Source organism: Marinomonas aquiplantarum (assembly GCF_003314975.1).
GTDB lineage: Bacteria > Pseudomonadota > Gammaproteobacteria > Pseudomonadales > Marinomonadaceae > Marinomonas > Marinomonas aquiplantarum.
The window spans coordinates 1-19283 of the sequence record NZ_QNRF01000013.1; the positions used below are offsets into that span (position 1 = coordinate 1).

General features: G+C 43.4%; 17 protein-coding genes, 1 tRNA gene and 1 riboswitch. Of the genes, 15 read left to right on the top strand and 3 right to left on the bottom strand.

Annotated features, from left to right (window positions below):
- The first annotated feature begins 142 nt into the window (after positions 1-142).
- The gene (locus DFP76_RS16510; RefSeq protein WP_113875672.1) at positions 143-529 is read left to right on the top strand and encodes a cupin domain-containing protein; all 387 of its coding nucleotides are present in this window, start codon (positions 143-145) and stop codon (positions 527-529) included.
- Positions 530-659: 130 nt separating this feature from the next.
- A complete protein-coding gene (locus DFP76_RS16515; RefSeq protein ID WP_013795840.1) occupies positions 660-1067 on the top strand; it encodes a GFA family protein in 408 nt (135 codons plus the stop codon).
- A gap of 769 nt (positions 1068-1836) precedes the next feature.
- Here DFP76_RS16515 and DFP76_RS16520 read toward each other — a convergent pair.
- The gene (locus DFP76_RS16520) at positions 1837-2871 is read right to left on the bottom strand and encodes an aromatic ring-hydroxylating oxygenase subunit alpha (RefSeq protein ID WP_013795841.1); all 1035 of its coding nucleotides are present in this window, start codon (positions 2869-2871) and stop codon (positions 1837-1839) included.
- Between the two features lie 119 nt (positions 2872-2990).
- Between DFP76_RS16520 and DFP76_RS16525 the strand changes: the two genes are divergently transcribed.
- The 4 genes from DFP76_RS16525 to DFP76_RS16545 all read left to right on the top strand — a co-directional run bounded on the left by DFP76_RS16525 (position 2991) and on the right by DFP76_RS16545 (position 6696).
- Entirely contained in the window at positions 2991-3938 is a 948-nt protein-coding gene (locus DFP76_RS16525; RefSeq protein WP_013795842.1) for an AraC family transcriptional regulator, read from the top strand.
- Positions 3939-5472: 1534 nt separating this feature from the next.
- On the top strand, positions 5473-6009 hold the full coding sequence (locus DFP76_RS16535; protein WP_113875674.1) for a hypothetical protein: 537 nt from the start codon (positions 5473-5475) through the stop codon (positions 6007-6009).
- Positions 6010-6153: 144 nt separating this feature from the next.
- Positions 6154-6327: a DUF2496 domain-containing protein gene (locus DFP76_RS16540; protein WP_113875675.1), complete on the top strand. Its 174-nt coding sequence runs from the start codon at positions 6154-6156 to the stop codon at positions 6325-6327.
- Between the two features lie 12 nt (positions 6328-6339).
- Complete coding sequence (locus tag DFP76_RS16545) at positions 6340-6696, top strand: DUF1304 domain-containing protein (protein ID WP_113875676.1); 357 nt, start codon at positions 6340-6342, stop codon at positions 6694-6696.
- A gap of 48 nt (positions 6697-6744) precedes the next feature.
- Here the strand turns inward: DFP76_RS16545 and DFP76_RS16550 are convergent, their stop codons facing one another.
- Entirely contained in the window at positions 6745-7236 is a 492-nt protein-coding gene (locus DFP76_RS16550; RefSeq protein WP_113875677.1) for a 6,7-dimethyl-8-ribityllumazine synthase, read from the bottom strand.
- Positions 7237-7357: 121 nt separating this feature from the next.
- Positions 7358-7503, bottom strand: a riboswitch (FMN riboswitch).
- A gap of 236 nt (positions 7504-7739) precedes the next feature.
- Between DFP76_RS16550 and DFP76_RS16555 the strand changes: the two genes are divergently transcribed.
- From DFP76_RS16555 to DFP76_RS16595, 9 genes are all read left to right on the top strand, one after another.
- Complete coding sequence (locus DFP76_RS16555; RefSeq protein WP_113875678.1) at positions 7740-8105, top strand: MliC family protein; 366 nt, start codon at positions 7740-7742, stop codon at positions 8103-8105.
- A 124-nt stretch (positions 8106-8229) separates the two neighbouring features.
- Complete coding sequence (cobJ, locus tag DFP76_RS16560; RefSeq protein WP_113875679.1) at positions 8230-9006, top strand: precorrin-3B C(17)-methyltransferase; 777 nt, start codon at positions 8230-8232, stop codon at positions 9004-9006.
- Between the two features lie 14 nt (positions 9007-9020).
- Positions 9021-9812 (top strand): precorrin-4 C(11)-methyltransferase, encoded by a 792-nt coding sequence (gene cobM / locus DFP76_RS16565; protein ID WP_113875680.1) that lies wholly within the window; start codon positions 9021-9023, stop codon positions 9810-9812.
- On the top strand, positions 9803-10882 hold the full coding sequence (gene cobW, locus DFP76_RS16570; RefSeq protein WP_113875681.1) for a cobalamin biosynthesis protein CobW: 1080 nt from the start codon (positions 9803-9805) through the stop codon (positions 10880-10882). The genes cobM and cobW overlap by 10 nt, the downstream gene beginning before the upstream one ends.
- Positions 10883-10898: 16 nt before the next feature.
- Positions 10899-14732, top strand: coding sequence for a cobaltochelatase subunit CobN (gene cobN, locus DFP76_RS16575; protein ID WP_113875682.1), 3834 nt, complete (start codon positions 10899-10901; stop codon positions 14730-14732).
- 51 nt (positions 14733-14783) lie between these two features.
- Positions 14784-15974, top strand: a complete 1191-nt coding sequence (locus tag DFP76_RS16580; RefSeq protein ID WP_113875683.1) for a sirohydrochlorin chelatase — start codon at positions 14784-14786, stop codon at positions 15972-15974.
- A 260-nt stretch (positions 15975-16234) separates the two neighbouring features.
- Entirely contained in the window at positions 16235-18157 is a 1923-nt protein-coding gene (locus DFP76_RS16585; protein WP_245931962.1) for an EAL domain-containing protein, read from the top strand.
- Positions 18158-18185: 28 nt separating this feature from the next.
- Positions 18186-18653, top strand: coding sequence for an OsmC family protein (locus tag DFP76_RS16590; RefSeq protein ID WP_113875685.1), 468 nt, complete (start codon positions 18186-18188; stop codon positions 18651-18653).
- Between the two features lie 21 nt (positions 18654-18674).
- On the top strand, positions 18675-19106 hold the full coding sequence (locus DFP76_RS16595) for an acyl-CoA thioesterase (RefSeq protein WP_113875686.1): 432 nt from the start codon (positions 18675-18677) through the stop codon (positions 19104-19106).
- Between the two features lie 60 nt (positions 19107-19166).
- Here the strand turns inward: DFP76_RS16595 and DFP76_RS16600 are convergent.
- Positions 19167-19251, bottom strand: a tRNA-Leu gene (locus DFP76_RS16600).
- Between the last annotated feature and the right edge of the window lie 32 nt (positions 19252-19283).

Below are 19283 nucleotides of genomic sequence, written 5' to 3' on the forward strand. Positions count from 1 at the left end.
TTAATATCTCGTAAAAAATCCGAATAGATGGCTGCAAAACTACTCTTGTTAAAGCTTGATTTTGCTTGCAAAAATCGGAGTGTCCATAGATGTTAGCAGTACAAATCAAATATTAAGTTTTAACTCGCATTTAAGGATGAAAATGAAAACAACTACTCTCCCTGAAAAGGCAGATAAAAAATCACCAGCAGGTGCTGATGTTCGTTTTATTATGGATGGAACAACTGGTGGCATGATCCATAGTACGGTTCCGCCTTATCAAGTAAATAAGCCTGTTGTCCATGCAACAGTCAGTGAGTTTTGGTACGTTTTGGAAGGGCATGGTGAAATCTGGAGAGATAATGGTTCAGAAAGCAATGTAAGCACTCTTGTTCCAGGTACTTCAATAGATATTCCTCAAGGTACATCATTTCAATATCGCAACGTATCAGGCGATGATTTAAAATTTATATGTATTACTATGCCACCATGGCCAAGTGACTCAGAAGCTACTTACATAAAATGTGGGAAATGGGAACCAACGGTTTAGTGGTGACGTACTGCTAACAAGTCGTTTAAAAGGACAAAAAAACAGTTGGCTTTTTGCTCCTTCCTCGCTAATTTTAGCCAACAATTTTTTGCCTCTTAACGAGGCGTTATGTGTCTACAAGGAGTCAACAATGGTTATTAATTTAAAGGAAGTTGACGGAGTAAAAATACAATTAAAACACAAGGCTACTTGCCATTGTGGTGCAGTTGAAATTGAACTCGAATTACCCGAAGGGTTAGTTGACGTGCGTCGCTGTGATTGCTCTATGTGTCGCAGACGAGGCGCAATAGCTGCTTCTGTGCCGTTGTCTGGTATCAACATTGTCAAAGGTTCCGAGGTACTAAAGCTCTATCAATTTAATACCAAAACTGCAAAGCACTATTTTTGTAGTCAGTGCGGTATTTATACCCATCATCAACGCAGGTCAAACCCAACTCAATATGGGTTTAATGTTGCTTGTCTTGAAGGTATAAATCCTCTAAAAATACAAGGTATCCCAACTTATGACGGTGTCAACCATCCTGCAGACCGTGGGTAATGCACATAACGAAACTAAGGAACTAAAGGAGAACTAAAGGGGTCAAAGCCTTTTATCCGATAGCTAGGCATTTGTTATCGTGATACGTTAATTCTTTACATCAATTTCAAGGAGGAAATGATGCCAAGATGTCATAACTCAGGAAACAGAGAGATCGTGTTTTTAAAGCCGCACTTTTTGTTTGAGGCGCTTGGAAGGAGCAAAGAAGAAAGGTCTTCTGCTTATCTGAAGTTATTTTAAGGGCATATAGAGACTCAAGATATGAATTTAATTCGTGAGGCTTAGTAGATTTATTCGTACCTTCCTTAGGTAATGATTTCTTTAAAGAACAAATAGAAAAACAACTGCAGCGCAAAGTTGGGATGCCTAGAAGAGGGCGACCAAATAAAAAAGGGCTTTGACCCTGAGGGATCCTTAAGGGTTTTGCAGCATTTAAGTTGTGTCATAATGTTTTAATCGATCAGGCCAAAGAGACGATAAGGATGACAGAAGACCACTTACCGGCAGAACGTTGGAAACAACGCATACAAAACTACAAAAAAGCACTATGACAGCTGCAAGCCGATACCCTCTCTCACCTTCAGCACGAGCTAGATGACCTAAACAGCCCCTAGTTGATCGACTTAGTCGATGAAAGCAGCATCACCAGCCCAACCTTAATCAAACATATTCAAGACATGAGCGTGATGATTTACCAAGCTTAATAAAGAGGCTGAGTTTACTCCCTTAAAACTCAGCCTCTTTAAAGCAGAACAAGCAAGCTCATGCTTTAGGCACTTGTTTCGGCTTGAATCAATTCCTGTAATTTTCGTCTCGCACGCATACCGGCCACATCACCGGGAAGGTACACAGGTTTTAGTGCGATTAAATCCGTCTCTGGCATGCGTTCATGACAGGCTTCGACCATAGGTTCATCCTCAAACTCAAACGCGTTATTGATTTGAATGCGTATACCTTCGTTTAAACCGGCATCGTCAAGTTTTTTGTTGCGGGCAACCGCGTAGAAGTAATGCGAGGTATGCTCGTTTTCTGGGGTAATTAAATGAATCCCAGGAAAACAGGCGCCGTCTTCAATGGTGCCATTTTCTGCTGAAAAGCCAGTATCCAAATACAGCACACTAGGGGGCTGCCAGCACATATGAGCACGCAGAGTACCAATCGCGGGAGCTTCGTCCCAAAGTAGCGAAAATAATGGCGAAACCGGGCAATTGTAATTCCAGTGCATAGACCACACGGTATTGCCTTCTACTTCTACTTTACGCTCCTCTTTAAAGCCTGCTGGTGGCTCTTCATCCGAGGAAAGAAAAGAATGTAAGTAGGGAACATGACTAAGATCGAGCAAGTTATCTGCCACTAATTCGTAGTGGCATTTTACATTGAGGTAACCGTGTACCGATGTCCAACCTTCGCGCTTATCGCACTCACCAATATCGATGATACTGGCAGGGTCTGCTTGGCTTGCTTCCCCCATCCAAATCCATATAACACCTTGTGCTTCAATGACAGGGTAATATTTAACACTACACCCCTTCGGGATAGCGCCGTTACCATGAGGGTTATACGTACCATTTCCTTTAGCATCGAATACCAGACCATGATACCCGCAGGCAATATTATTGCCTTGTACTTTCCCTTTGCTTAGGGGGGCAAACCGATGAGGACACCGATCTTCTAAAGCGATTGCTGTGCCATCTTCACCGCGATAGATCACAACAGGTTCATTAAGTAATGTAATAGCTAATGGTTTATCCAGTAAATCCTGGCTCCAACCAGCGCAATACCACGTATTTCGAAGAAATTTCATGGCCTTATCCTTCTTATTTTTATTGGAAGTACAGAATAGGAGATATAAATTGGACAATATACACAAGATAATCCATATTATCGGTCATATAATCCAAAGATAAACTTGCAGACTTCATTATGGACTTACTGAGTGACGTACTTTTATCGCTGAAATTACGTTCTACTATTATCTCAAACTGGCAGTTGAGTGAACCTTGGGGTTTTGAAACCAAGTCATTCCCTGCCGGGTATTGCTTTAATATTGTGGCAGGAGAGCTTTGGTTTTCTGCGCCTGACAGTGAGCCGGAATTATTGCTAGCCGGCGACTCCGTTCTGGTTCCCATCGGAGGAGAGTTCAATTTCTACTCGTCTGATAATGCACAGATAGCGCCATTACGAGCCCTATGGAAGGGAGACAACTTTGCTGGTTTTGATCACTACCTGCCGAGTGAATTGCATCAGATCAATTGGGGCGGCGGCGGAGCAAAGACAACACTACTCTCCTTTGCCTTTGAATTTCAACCTAATGTGCAACTCGACCTATTAAAAGCATTACCAAGCGCGATCATTCTACGACAATACCAAGGTACAGAGTTTCCCTCCTTTCAATCTGCCATTGCTTTTCTCAGTCAGGATGCCAGTAATAAGCAACCGGGTTTTGTGGCCATTGCAGCTCAATTAGTAGAATTGATTATCATCGGCCAACTTCGCTCTTATATCTTGTCAGAAACAAAGCACCCCAAAGGTTGGCTGCCAGGTTTATTGGATAAAAAAGTTGGTAAAGCTCTAGCCGCCATTCATCGTCACCCGGAAAAACATTGGAGCGTCACTCGCCTCGCAATTCATGCGGGAATGTCTCGATCCAGTTTTGCACAACGCTTCCAACAATTAGTTGGCGTTGGCCCCATCACCTATTTAAGCCACTGGCGTATACAGTTGGCAGCGGAACTCCTGCAAACGACAAAACACTCGATAAGCGACATTACAGAAATGGTAGGTTGGACCTCTGACCGAAGTTTCAGGCGTCTTTTTAATCAAAGAATGGGCAAATCACCACTGGCATTTCGGCGGGATGTAAAACAATAAGTTTTCATAGTAGTTTCCATTCAAACACCTTGTATTCATATTTTTAATTCAGGCAAAGCGGAGCGAGTCTTTGTTCCCTCCCCCTGCTAAAGGGGAGGCTGGGAGGGGGTTAGCTCTTGCTTGTCTTTTTCCCCGTTTTTTCCCCGTCTTTTTCGCGGACTTGGCAAGCACTTCACTTTCGGCACGAGCAGCGGCGATGCGTTGAAGCAGTTGGTCAACGAGTTCGTCTCCCTAATCTAAAAGAACTAAAGGGCTCAAAGCCCTTTTATCCGATACCCAAGTATTTGTTATCGAGATATGTTAATTCTTTACATCAATTTCAAATAAGAAAGGGCTCTGATCCCTTTCTTTTTCTTCTCTTTTCTTCTTGCCCGAATTATTTTCGGGCCCCTTTCAATTGCTTTGGTTGGGGAGCATTTTTCCGCCCTGCTAGGCGGGTAACTTTTGCCAAACGATGCAAAACTCTCTGTTTCAAGGAATGCAAAAAATCGCTTGAGTCCTTTCGCGAAATCCATTACTACATTAAAAAGTGCGTCGAGAATTGTCTCAAGAAGCTCATTATCTCTTTTTACGTTTAAAAGCGGTTTGTGGGAATAACGAAGTTGGTCTGATAAACGCAGTGTAATCAGACACGGGTTTGGTGTCTAAGTTTTACAAAACGGTATTTTGAAATACAACTTTTATTGTAAGTTGAAGTTGTATTTTTGTGTTTGTAGTAAAGCTAAGTGATTAAGGTTATTCGCCAAATTGGTTATGAGAGGGGGTGATGAGCTGGAAGCGCATTAATGTCAAAAAATGGACTGGAAGACATCACACACTCTTTGTGGATAATTGTTAACAATCTGTATAAATATACAGTTTTTTTTGCTTTCAAATTTCTGGCACGGTTTGTTTAAAAAACATTCACATTTTTGCGCGTTTGTACTGGTAGAAAAATATAAAGCCTTTTGGTATCAATGGATAAGAATATCCTCAGCAGAAATAACAGGCCGTGGAAAAATGAAATAACGCGCACGCTCGTTTTTCCAGTTTTGGTTTTTGTGAATATGTTTATAAAAGCATTACTTTTCAGCTATTTATAAAGATATTGGCGAAATTTTGGAATTGTCTAAACGCGCATGCGCATTATCAAAATGTTGTTTGCGAATAGAATGCGTGGTTACTTGATACAAGGGTAGTACATATAAGATATTTTATGTATATCCATCCAGTATATTGAGAAGGATTTTTAGAGTGAAAGAGTATTGGAAATATGATTGACAGCCTTTTACTCTTTTAACCTTAAAATGAAGTGCTTGCTGATGAACAACGAAGTGGGTTGTTACAACAGACAAGCACTTCATTTTAAGGCAATGCATGAGCAATCATAGCTTTCTTTCTTTTTCCACGCTTTCTCTTGTTAATTCCTCGGTGACGGGATGACATCTGAATATATTCAGATGCTTTTTTTCCTCGTCATCAAACAACAATTCGCCGAAAGCGACCGCTAAAAAGCAGCGGCGCTTTGGCTTGACGTTAAGTGGCAAAGGATGCTATGAGTAAAGATCGCTATTATTACGATAGAATTACTATGGCTCTTGATGATCTCTTGCAGTGCAAGCGATATTGCGAGGCGATGTTAAAACTTCCATTAGGAAAATCGTTTTCCGAAGAAAGAACAATTTATGAATCACTTTATGTGGCCTTTATTGTCTCCTATGGTCGAGTTTTTACTACATCAAACCCCATAGCTAAAGAATTCAAAGAACCGGTTAGTCATGAGTTTGGCAACTTCAGGTCAAGTATGCTTAAGACTCAGGTGGATAACCTCCGGAAATTCCATGAGCGAATAATTGATAAGAGGAATACAGCTGTAGCTCACTCAGATGGCAACTCCAGAAACTACCAACATTATGGTGACACAGCTTTACCTACAGGTCGTAATCCGTATTTTCCGTATAAGCATGAAGAAGTCGAAATGGCGCTATTGTTGGTTAACAACCTGATCAGCCTAGTCGGTGAAGAGCAATCAAAAGTCGGGGGGCGTGAATTTAGCAAGCCGTTATTTGGCGAGAGCGGCGATGCCACTTAACAAACGGCTCAATCCGACCTCAACTGCGTTGCTCGTTTTGTGCTTTAACGCTACGCTATCACAAAACAATCAACTCCGTTCCGACGGTTTGGCCGAGCGCTACCATACCCCCTAATTACCATAAGCTTTATAAAGGATAACAAGATGAGCTTAGAGAGAGCACCGAACCATGTTAAGTTGGCGGTGGATTTAATTGAATTATTAGAAACCAATGCAATTGCGCCTGATGTGGCTGTTGAGGCATTACGCTTGGTATTGAAAGATTTTGAGAATAAGTTGGATATTGCTGAACAAATCAGTGATAGCGAATCCCAATAGTAAGGAGGGGAGATGGCTGTTGTAGCAATGATTCTAGTGGCGGCGGTTGCGCTGTTGCATTTCTACATTCTGTATTTGGAAATGTTTTGTTGGACGACCCCTAAGGGACGTAAAGCGTTTGGTTTGACCGAAGAGTTTGCTGCTTCTACTAAGGTTTTGGCTGCAAACCAAGGTTTGTATAACGGTTTTCTTGGTGCCGGTTTATTGTGGGGGCTATGGTTAGGTCAGAATGGTCAGTCGGTGGTGGTTTTCTTTTTGCTTTGTGTTTTGGTTGCCGGCATTTATGGCGGCATCAGTTCAAGTAAGAAAATTCTTTATATTCAAGCGTTACCAAGTGCTATTACACTCTTGTCTATTTTGGCTTTGTAATGAGATATTCCGCTCTAAATTATATAGAGCGGAATACTAGTCACTCGATTAGGCCAGCTGTTTAGCTGCCTCGGTTAAGCGAACGGCTTGGTCGCAAGCATTGGCGAGTTCCGTTCCTTTTTTAACAAAATGGCGACTAAAGTAGTTTTTGTGCTCATCATGTTCATGGAAGTTATGTGGTGTCAGTACGGCAGTCAAAACAGGTATTTCTGTCTCTAACTGAACTTGCATTAGCGCACTACAAACTGTTTGAGCAACAAAGTCATGGCGATAAATGCCACCGTCGACGACAAGTGCTGTACCTGCAATAGCGGCATATTGACCACTTTTTGCAAGAAGTTTCGCCTGTAGTGGAATTTCATAAGCACCTGGCACTGGGATAAGATCGATTAAATCTTTTGAGTAACCACGCGCACTTAGCTCTTCAGTAAAAGCATTGACACAGTTCATTACGATGTCTTCATGCCATGCAGCATGTAAGATCGCAATACGTTTGTTAGCTGGATTGAAATCATGTTGATTCGTTGAGCTCTGATTCATTTTTGTATCCTATAAAAGCGAAATGTGAATCAGGGCGAACGGGCAGGCAAACACACCGTAATAATACGGCATACCATAATGTGACATTGCCAAGAGGCAATACCAGTAGAGGTCTTGTCTGACGCGCTCTCTATCATCCGGACTATAACCGTCGGCTCTGGAGTCACACCAGATCTGCTGACCCTAATAAAAAAATTAGGCGCTCGCGGGCTTAGAAATGAATTCTTTACCGCCGGTGGGGAATTTCACCCCGCCCCGAGAACGAAATCGGAATCTCTCCCGATGCATGAAATATACTTGCTCAAATCGAGTTTTGTCAAAGCTTTAATAGGGCTAGATAGCGGTTTTCTACTTTGCTGCCTTTGTTTTTCACGTAATGACACATTTCTCACGGTTTGGTAACAAAAAATAACCATTTGAGAGAGGTGGTTTGCTTCATTTTGATGCCCTTTTCTTTATATTAACGCTTTTACAGCTGGCTTAATAAGAAGGGAGTCTTAGTTATGTTTTGTAGCAAATTTACCTTATCAAATGGTGCTATCTTTGGTGTCGCGATCCTTTTAAGCGCTTGTTCTTCTCAACCGTCTGGTGAATCTGATCAAGCTGCTCAGTCTAACTTAGAAGAGGTTGAGCAAACCAATATAGTCTCTTATCGCTGTGAGAAACAAAATCTACAGGCTTATTTTCATGGTAATCGAGCTGAGATTGTATGGCAGGGCAGAAGCCATTATTTGACTCATGCCGTGAGTGCTTCAGGTGCCAGCTATTTAGGTGAATCCCTTACATTCTGGGCTCACCAGAATGAGGCTGAACTGGAGTTAGAAGACGGCACTCATATGTCTTGTCAGTTATTAAAAGTAGAATCGTAAAATTCTTATTGCCTGAGAATACTTCATTTTAAATCCCGCTGTTTTCATCCCTCCTTTTTGGTATTAAGTGTACAATACCTGCTATTCATGCCTATTCGGCAAAACTGTGATTTGTAGAGTAAAAATGAGCAAACTTTTTGTGATGGGAATGGGCCCAGGAGACTTGGGCCTAGTGACGCCGAATGCGACGCGAGCACTCGCGGCATGCAGTGATTGGGTGGGCTATGGTTATTACCTCAATTTATTAGGTGATTTAAGTGAAGGTAAGCAGTTTCATGACTTACCTTTAGGTGAAGAAATTGGTCGTGCTCGGTTGGCTTTATCATTAGCCGCTGAAGGCAAGACGACTGCTTTAATTTCTAGTGGTGACATTGGCATCTATGCCATGGCGACTTTAGTATTTGAATTACTTGATCTGCAGCTACAAGGGAAAGAGTCTCACCCTGAGTGGCTGGATGTGGATATTGAAGTGATTCCAGGTATTTCAGCCATGCAGGCTGGAGCCAGTCGTGTTGGTGCCATGTTAGGACATGACTTTTGTACCATTTCCCTTTCTGATTTATTAACCCCTTGGGAAACCATTGATAAACGACTGCATGCCTGTGGTGCTGGGGATTTTGTTGTTTCGTTTTATAATCCGGTATCGAAAAAACGTGATTGGCAGTTGAATCATGCTCGCGATGTTCTGTTGCAATATCGACCGGCAACGACGCCGGTCATGATTGGTCGTCAGTTAACCCGCCCAGAAGAAATGATTCGATTTATCACTCTGGGCGAATTAGATGCTAAAGATGTGGATATGTTTACCATGGTGAGCGTTGGAAATTCTGACAGCAAGCACATTGTTAATGGCCAAAAAGAGTGGATTTATACTCCTCGTGGCTACTCTAAGAAATTGTAATTAAGAGACTCAATATGACGGTGTATTTTATTGGTGCTGGCCCCGGTGATCCAGACCTGATGACGGTGAAAGCGGTGAATACCATTGCGGCTTGCCAAGTGATTCTATACGCAGGCTCTTTGATCCCAACTCAGGTCATTGACAGTGTCCGAGGATCAGCGGATGCGATTTATGATACGGCGGAAATGAATCTCGATGAAACGACAGCGGTAATAGAGCAAGCAGCCAGAGAAGGTAAAGATGTGGCTCGTTTGCAGTCTGGTGACCCAGCTTTATACGGTGCAATTGGAGAGCAAATTCGGCGTTTGGAAACCCTTGATATTGATTATGAAGTGATACCAGGTGTCAGTGCCGTCGCAGCATCTGCTGCTTTATTAAAGAAAGAGTTAACCTTGTCTGGTGTATCGCAAACCGTCATTATGACTCGCTATGAAGGCAAGACCCCGTTTCCTGAAAGAGAGCGTCTTCCGGCTTTGGCTCAAAGTGGTGCGACTTTGGCCATTCATCTCGGTATTACTCGTATTCATAAAATTGTCGAAGAGCTTATTCCCTATTATGGCGAAGACTGTCCTGTGGCGGTGTGCTATCGCACCAGTTGGCCTGATCAGGATTATGTGGTTGGCACTCTGGCGGATATCGTCGCTAAAGTTCGAGAGAAAAAGTTTACTCGCACCAGTTTGATTTTGGTTGGTAAGGTTCTCGATACAGAGGAATTTGCTGATTCGTATTTATATGACAAGGGTCAGGCGCATATTTTTCGCAAAATACACCGACCTAAGAATAAAAAGGATGGCACATGCAATTAAATAAAATCCCCACAACGATTGTCACGGGCTTTCTGGGAAGTGGTAAAACCACATTATTGTCGAATGTTTTAAAACAAGCTGCTGGCAAACGCATTGCGGTTATTGTGAATGAATTTGGTGAACTGGACATTGACTCAGATTTACTACGGTCTTGCCCTTTGGATTGTGATGATGAGCAGAGCGACAGCCAGCGTAGTGAAGAGGGTTTCTATGAGCTAGCGAATGGCTGTATCTGTTGTACAGTGGAAGAAGAGTTTCTTCCCGTGATGGAGCAATTGGTTGCGCGTCGTGATGACATTGATCATATCCTGATTGAAACCAGTGGTTTGGCTTTGCCTAAGCCTTTGGTGCAGGCATTTAATTGGCCAGGCATTAAAGAGCATTGCACAGTAGATGCGGTTATTACCGTTGTAGACGGTCCTGCGGTAGCAGCAGGACGATTTGCTCACAACGAGGAGCAAGTACAAGCACAGCGTCTGGCGGATGAAAGCCTAGATCATGACCCTAGTTTACAAGAGCTATTAGACGATCAGTTGAGTGCTGCGGACTTAGTTGTGGTCAGCAAGAACGATTTATTGGATGAGATTGAGCGGGCTAAAGTCCAAGCTGTGATTGCCAATGAAGTGCCAAGTACTGTGAAGACAGTTTACATTGAGCATGGTGAAGCAGAATTAGACAAATTGCTTGGCATTGATGCAGCGAGTGAATCTCGTATCGATGATGTACATAATCATCATGATCATCACCATGCGCACGGTGAGCACCATGAACATGCTCACGACCACTTTGATTCTTTTGTGGTGAAATTGGGGGAAGTATCCTCTGATTTGCTGCAAGAAGCACTAGAGCAGTTGATAGAAGAGCATAATATATTTCGCGTGAAAGGCTTTGCGGCAGTGCATGGTAAGCCAATGCGCCAAGTTTTTCAGGCCGTAGGTCGACGTTTGGATCGTTACTTTGACCGTTTGTGGCAAGCGGAAGAAATTCGTCAGACACAATTGGTCTTTATCGGTAAAGGCATCGACAAAGAAACCATTGAAGGCGCGTTGAATGACGCGTTAAGCGCATAGTTGAAGGTTTGCTTCCTTGCATTTATTAGCGGCTAAACCTGGTGGGTTTGTTGACGACGAAGGCATTGTCGACCTAGGGCAGAGTCCGGCAGAGTTAGTAATCCTAGCGGCTGCAGACTCTGTGTTAGGCGCGCTCGGCGCAGCATTGGACCATCTAGGAGATCAATCTGGTCTGCCAAGTGTGCGTTTGGCGAATTGGATGCAATTGGTGAAACCCGCTGCCTATGATTTGTATGAGCATAAGGTACTCGAAAACGCCAAAGTTGTTGTGGTCTCTCTATTAGGTGGTGAGCATTATTGGCCTTATGGCTTTCAGCAATTGCAGGTTTGGCGTCAAGCCAAACCGGGTCGAGTATTGATTATGGTGCCCGGCGATGATGCAGAAGATCCAGCGTTAAGCCAAGCTTCCAATGTTGAGTATGAAGACAATCATCGTATCTGGCGTTATTTAAGAGAGAGTGGGTTGAACAACTCTCTGTCTTGTTTGCGTTTCATTAGTGCACGTTTTTTCGATAAAAAAATCCACTGGGCTGAGCCTAGCGCCTTGCCAAATGCGGTGATTTACCATCAAGGAAATGTTGCCAGTTATGTAGAGTGGCAAGCGGATTGTCAAAGGGAAGCAGCAAGTCGTCCCGTAGTCTTGTTGGTTTTCTACCGCTCGTTATTGCAAAGCGGCAATACGCAAGTTTTTGATGACTTAATCGATGTACTCAAAGCGCAAGGTTTGCAACCTTTAACCTTAGCGGTTAACTCCCTAAAAGACGATGTTGCTATTCAGCTGATAGACACCCTAATTGAGAAAAGCCAAGCTAAGGTCATTTTGAATACCACAGGGTTTGCGGCGAATCGAGCGGCCAGTCCTGATTTATCGTCTAATCCAAGTGATTTCCAATCTCCTTTTAATGCGGATATTCCGGTCTTACAGCTGATTTTGTCAGCCAGTACGGAAGAGGATTGGCAAGCTCAAACACAAGGCTTACGCAGCCGCGATGTGGCGATGCAAATTGTTTTACCTGAAATGGATGGTCGAGTAATTACGCGAGCCATCAGTTTTAAGGCCTTGAGTCATTATCATCAAGCCGCTCAAATTGACTTAGTGCGTTATCAATTGCACACCGAAAGGGCTAAGTTTGTTGCTCAGTTAGCGCATCGCTATGTCATGCTATCTACCAAGGTGAATGCTGATAAACGTATTGCGTTTGTGTTGGCAAACTACCCCACCAAAGATGGTCGAATTGGTAATGGTGTGGGATTAGACACACCGGCTTCAACCGTTAATTTATTGCATGCTTTGAAAGATCAAGGCTATCCGATTGACGATGTTCCTGACAATGGTAATGCCTTAATCGAAGCTTTATTAGGCGCAGTAACCAATAACCCCAATACCTTGCATGAAAGAGGTTGCTGGCAGAGTTTAGCGCTAGAAGACTATTTAGAGCACTTTTATCAGTTGCCATTGGCTTGCCAACAAGCGGTCTGGGATCGTTGGGGGCCACCGGAAAACGACCACAAGTGTCGTCTTCAAAATGGTCAGTATCGCCTTATGTTGGCGGGCATTCGTTTAGGCGATACGTTTGTGGGTATTCAACCTGCGCGTGGCTTTAATTTAGATTTAGCGGCAAATTACCATGACCCTGATTTGATTCCACCTCACAGTTATCTGGCGTTCTATTTTTGGCTACGACATGTTTATCAAGTGGATGCCTTTGTGCATGTTGGTAAACATGGCAACTTGGAATGGCTACCAGGGAAAGGGACGGCACTGTCTGAGCAATGTTGGCCTGATATTGCCCTTGGTGCGATGCCACATTTTTACCCTTTTATTGTCAATGACCCTGGGGAAGGGGCGCAAGCCAAGCGTCGTACGCAAGCGGTGATTATCGATCATTTGATGCCGCCGATGACACGAGCCGAAACCTATGGCGAGATGGCCGAATTGGAAAATTTGGTGGACGAATATTACCAAGCCATGGGCATGGACATTCGTCGTGAAACTTGGCTGCGCGAGAAAATACTTGAGAAGGTCACACAAACACATTTATTGGAAGAGTTAACCAGCATTGATGCAGAGGATGAGGAGTCTGTTTTAGAGGGCTTGGATGCGTATTTGTGTGAAATCAAAGAAGCGCAAATACGGCATGGTTTGCATCGTCTTGGTGAGTTGCCGGAGCACTCTAAACTTGCAGACACCCTAGTAGCTTTATTGCGTTTGCCTAGAGGAAACCAAGATGACAGTCGCGGTTTGCTGCACGCTTTGGTGGCAGATCTGGTATTGACGGTGGACGATTTTGACCCTATGCAGGCGACTCGCTCGATCTGGATGGGGGAAAAACCACAGCAACTACAAGCCATTAGTTCGAGTGATTGGCGAACGTATGCTGATACAAAAGAAAGGCTTGAGTTGTTGGCGGTGGATCTAGTGAAGCAATATTTACTCGGGCCAGAGAATGTCGAGGCGTTAATGTCGTCTTTGCCGCTCACCGCGAAGCTTTTGAAGCACGCTAAGCAGCAGCTATTAAAGGCGCTTCATGAAAGTGCTAAACAAGAGATTCATGCCTTGTTAACTGGGTTATCTGGTGGCTTTATTGCGCCAGGGCCAAGTGGTGCACCTACTCGCGGTCGATTGGATACCTTGCCAACTGGACGTAACTTTTTCTCGGTAGATAATCGTTCGATTCCATCGCCTGCGGCATGGGCGATTGGTCAAAAGTCGGCAGAGGCTCTCATTCAACGGCATTTACAAGAGCATGGTGATTACCCTAGTGAATTGGGCTTGTCGGTATGGGGAACGGCGACCATGCGTACCGGAGGTGACGACATTGCACAAGCGTTTGCTTTGATGGGCGTTCGTCCAATTTGGGCACCCGGTTCGAATCGAGTGATGGATTTCGAAGTCTTATCCTGTATGCAATTGGGTCGACCTCGAGTGGATGTAACGCTTCGAGTCTCGGGCTTTTTTCGTGATGCATTTGCCAATGTCATGCGTTTGTATGATGCGGCTGTGCAGGTTATTGCGAACTTCGAAGAACCAGGTACAGGGAACGTTATCCGTCGTCATATTGCCGAACGAGAGGCAGCCTTATTGGCCGATGGTATGGATCCAGAAAGTGCTAAACGACAAGCATCTTATCGAGTATTCGGTAGTAAACCAGGTGCATATGGTGCAGGACTTCAAGGTTTAATTGATGAGCGTTGCTGGGATGAGCGCAGTGATCTTGCTGAAGCTTATGTGAACTGGGGCGGCTATGCTTATGATGGTGATAAACACGACGGAGTAGAAGCTAAAGGGGCGTTTATCGAGCGTTTATCGAGACTTGAGGCCGTGGTTCAGAACCAAGATAATCGGGAGCACGATATTTTAGACTCGGATGATTATTACCAGTTTCAAGGTGGTATGACCAATGCGGTGACCCAGTTTCGAGGTCAAGCGCCGAGTGTTTATCATAATGATCATTCTAATCCCAGTTCTCCTAAAATCCGTACGTTAAAAGAAGAGCTCAATCGGGTTGTACGTTCGCGAGTGTTGAATCCAAAATGGATTCAAGCAATGCAAGAGCACGGTTACAAAGGGGCATTCGAGATGACGGCGACCGTGGATTATTTGTTTGCTTATGATGCGACTACGGATTTGGTTGCGGATTATCAGTATGAACAAGTGACTCAGCAGCTATTATTAGACCCAGACAATCAAGCCTTTATGCGTGATAATAACCCTCATGCTTTAGAAGAAATGGCAGAGCGTTTATTAGAGGCCATTCAACGAGGCATGTGGCAAGACGACAATGGCTGTGAAGCCGAGATTCAATCTTTGCTGCTTGATTTAGATCAGCAGCAAGAGCAAAAAAGATAGTAGTCTTGGGCAGAAGATTACTTATCCAAATTGATTATTAAGAGAGACGTAATGAGCAATACAACACTCCCGAAGAAACAAGGCATTATGATCTGTGGTCATGGCAGTCGTGACAAAGATGCCGAGCGTGAATTTGGTTTGGTCGCCAAAGGTTTAAAAAACCGTTATCCAGACATGCCTGTGGAGTATGGTTTTTTAGAGTTTTCGGCTCCTAACATTCATATGGGGCTAGATAGCCTTATTCAGCAGGGTGTGGAAGAGATTTATGCTGTACCAGGAATGTTGTTTGCAGCCACTCATGCGAAAAACGATATCCCCTCTGTGTTGACGACTTATGAAGAAAAGCATCCAGGTCTGAAGATAACCTATGGTCGTGAATTGGGCTTACAGGACGATATGATCGAAGCCTTTCAAGCCCGTATTTATGAGTCTTTAGGGTTGGATCCAGAACAACCACCAGAAAATCTATACGATACTATGTTAGTCGTTGTCGGACGAGGTACTTCAGATACATCGGCTAATGCCGAGGCGGCAAAATTAACTCGTATCGTAAATGAAAATATGGGCTTTGGCTGGGCTGACACTGTGTATTCTGGTGTGACATACCCTTCTGTTGGTGTGGGTTTAGAAAAACTTCTGAAATTGGGCTTTAAGCGTATTGTTGTCGCGCCTTATTTCTTATTTACTGGCCGCTTGATTAAGCGAATCCAAGGATATGTTGATAAAGTCGCGAGTGAAAACCCAGGGACTGAGTTCATTCAGACACCTTATCTGAATGATCATCCAAGGGTGATTGATGCGTTTGTGAATCGTGTCGAGGAGATACGACAAGATGACTTGGCAACGGGCCAAGAAACCTTGATGAGTTCGTTTAAGCGTCGTCTTGCTGCTGGGGAAGTCGAAGTTCATCACCACCATGCGGAGTTCGTGGACCCTCAGGATGATACACAAGGCTTGTCAGAGTCTGATCGCCATCATCACCATTCTGATCACAGCCATGAGCATTCACACCAGCACTCGCATGGGCATTCTCACCATAGCCATGGACATTCTCATGGACACTCGCATCATGGTCATTCACACGGTGTTTATAAGCACATTGGGCACCCGATGGGGCCGCGAACCATGATAGGGGAAGGTGTGTGTTGTTGCTTTATGGGGCAGTTTACAGCGGACATTTTAGCAGAAGAAAAAGACCGCATTGAAGGGGATTGTACGCAGACAGCGTTGGCTCATAAATAAGCCTTTAAACGGTGTTTGTTGATGCTAAGCTTAATGATTAAAAAGCCAATGGAAACATTGGCTTTTTTCTATATCAATCAGATATAGTAATAAATCTTGCTTTAATTCATTAACTTATCGATGGTAAAAAAATGGATCAAACTAAAAAATTCTTCTCTCTAAGAAGGGTTTTTAGCTTTACGTTTTTGTTTATCGTAGTGTTAAGTCTTGTTTTTTTAATCTTTGTTAATTCGGATTGGAATATAAAACAAATACACTTGATGACCTCAAGCAGCAAAGCTTTTGAACGTATTTTGCCTGCTGGGCAAAATTCTTCTCTCCGGTCGATTGAAGAAGACAATGCGCTTGGCTATCAAGTCACATGTCAGCCTGTAAACCAGCCAGAAAATAACTTGTGTGGTTTGGTGTTGGTCCTGCCAAAAGTCGAGGGTAAAGGATTTCCCTTAGACTCCTATGAGTCCATTTCTTTTAAGCTTCATGCTGAATCAACCGCGGAAGATTTTGATGGTCTTGTGCGAATCTTTGTGAAAAGTTACCTTGATGAAAGTAAAGAATCACCTGACTTTGTTAAAGATTATAAATTTCATGCAGTTCGTGTCGATCGTAAAGGGTTTAATGAAGTGCCACTGTCACGCTTTAAAGTGGAAACCTGGTGGGAAGACATGCATAACATTCCGTTTGATCTTTCTTATGTGGATTTGAGTACGGTGCACAGTGTTGAGTTTTTTGTGCATAACTTACCTCTACAAGATCAACGTACCTATCAACTTACGGTTTCGGACTTAAAAATATTAGGCGTGTATCTTGAGAAGCATACGCTTTACATGATTTTGTTTTACAGCTGGCTTGTTGTTGGTTTATGTTTTTACTTTATCTTTCGATATCGTGAAGCCAAAAGAATTAAAAATCAGGCCTATCATGATCACAATACCTCTCTTTTAAATCTCAATGGCTTCAAGCATAAATATCAAAAACTCGTAGGGTATCAGGCGATTTTTTATCGCGTGAAGATCATAAATTGGAACAGCTTAGTGCGCAATTTTGGTCTCTCTATGTCAAATACCTTACTCCAGGAAATTGTTCAAAATCATTCGGTATTCTTCCGCAGTTATTTTTATATTAGTGCTCGACTGAGTCATGACGATTTGGTCTTCGTTAGAAGGCGCAAAGCTTTGTCTGCTGAGGATGAAGAAAAACTGATTCGTTCGTTGTTGTTGCCTATTAACGTGGTGGGGTTAGGAGAGCTTCGTTTGGACATCAAAATTGGTGCCTCAATTGAGAAGTCTGTTCCAGTTAACAGTCAACTGGTGCTAGATAGGGCGGAGATTGCCAGTCAAGCGATTCTAAATAAAGACGAAAGAATTCAATTGTTTAGTAATGAGATAAGCCAGCTTGCTGAACAAAAAAGTGCGATTGAACAACAAATCATTCAAGCCATTGAAGCAAAAGCTTTTTATCTTTTGTATATGCCAATTTTCAGCGCGTCTCGGCATAAGATTGTTGGGGTTGAGGCTTTATTAAGGAGTAATTTTGGCGACTTAAAAAACATGTCGCCAGAGGTCTATATTTCCGTCGCGGAAGAGCGAGGTTTAGTGCGAGAGATTGATGCGATGGTCATTAATATGGCTCTGAATGAGGTGGCGGCCTCTGGTTTGGGAGACGATTTTATTCTGTCCATAAACGTGTCTTCGCAAGAGCTAATGGATACTTCGTTTGTGGATCGATTCAGTGCGTTAGTCGAGCGTAGCGGGGTTCGCTTTGATCGTCTGTGTATTGAAATTACAGAAACCTTTTTAATTGATGTTGATGCCGTTTGTGTGAACACGATTAAGAATCTGCGGGCACTTGGCTGCCGATTATCGTTAGATGATTTTGGAACTGGTTACACCTCGTTCCAGCAACTGATTAATTTCCCTGTCGATGAAATAAAAATAGACAGAAGTTTTATTACGGATTTGGGAGATGAACAAGGTCACGATGTGATTGTCGATTCGCTGGTTTCGATAGCGAGTAATTATGATTATCATGTGGTAGCGGAAGGTGTGGAAAATAAGCTGTTGTATGATCGTTTGGTTGCCAAAGGTTGTGACTTAATGCAGGGGTACTATATTTCCAAACCTATTAGTCTAGCGGAGTTAGCCATTCTAAATCAGCAGATTGTTAATGCAGAGATCACTTTATAGGTCGCAGCTTATCTATAACGGAGGCCATATGGCGAAGTATACGGCACTGGTCGTTTGGACAAGACAAAAGGATGAACACTTTACAGACAACCGATACAGTCGTGGTCATCATTGGCAATTTGACGGTGGTATAAGCGTTCCCGCGTCTTCATCATCGCATATTGTGCCTAACTATTCTGTGGATGAAAACGTTGATCCAGAAGAAGCGTTTGTGGCGTCTTTGTCCAGTTGTCATATGTTGTTCTTTCTCTCGATTGCGGCCCAAAAAGGCTTTGTTATTGATGAATATCGAGACGACGCTGTCGGTGTTTTAGCAAAAAATGATGATGGGAAAATGGCGATGACAGAGGTGATATTACGACCTAAAGTAAGCTTTTCTGGAAATCATAAACCTGATTTGCCAATGCTTGAGCATTTACACCATCTCTCTCATGAGCAATGCTTTATTGCGAATTCTGTCCATACTAAGGTGATGACTGAGATACAGATGTCATAAGTCACATTGAAAGGAAACCATATGTCGAATTCTGAAGTGAAAGCCAAAGGGCGTTTAACCACTCGTACTGTGGCTATGCCTGCAGATACCAACCCTGCTGGTGATATTTTTGGCGGCTGGGTCGTTTCTCAAATGGACATCGCTGCGGGAATCTGTGCGGGTCAAAGGGCCCAGTCGCGGGTGGTCACTGTCGCTCTAGATGGCATGAGCTTTATTCGTCCTGTGAAAGTGGGGGATATTTTGGGGGTTTATACACGAGTAGAATCGGTTGGGCGCACCTCCATGAACATCATGGTCGAGGCATGGGTGCGAAGAGGGCGTATTGGACACAGAGAAAAAGTCACGGAAGGCCTGTTTAAATTTGTGGCCATTGATGAATCTGGCCACTCCACGCCGATTCCTAACGAAGAAGATTTACCCGATTACGTGACGCATGGTTTTGAAGAGTTTTAGTAATTGACTCAGCCTAAAACAAAAAAAGCGCTTATGTCATACATAAGCGCTTTTTAATGTTGGTACCAGTAGGCGGACTCGAACCGCCACGCCTTTCGGCAACGGATTTTGAATCCGTCGTGTCTACCAATTCCACCACACTGGCCTTGAAAAAGGTGAGACGTATTCTATGGTTTT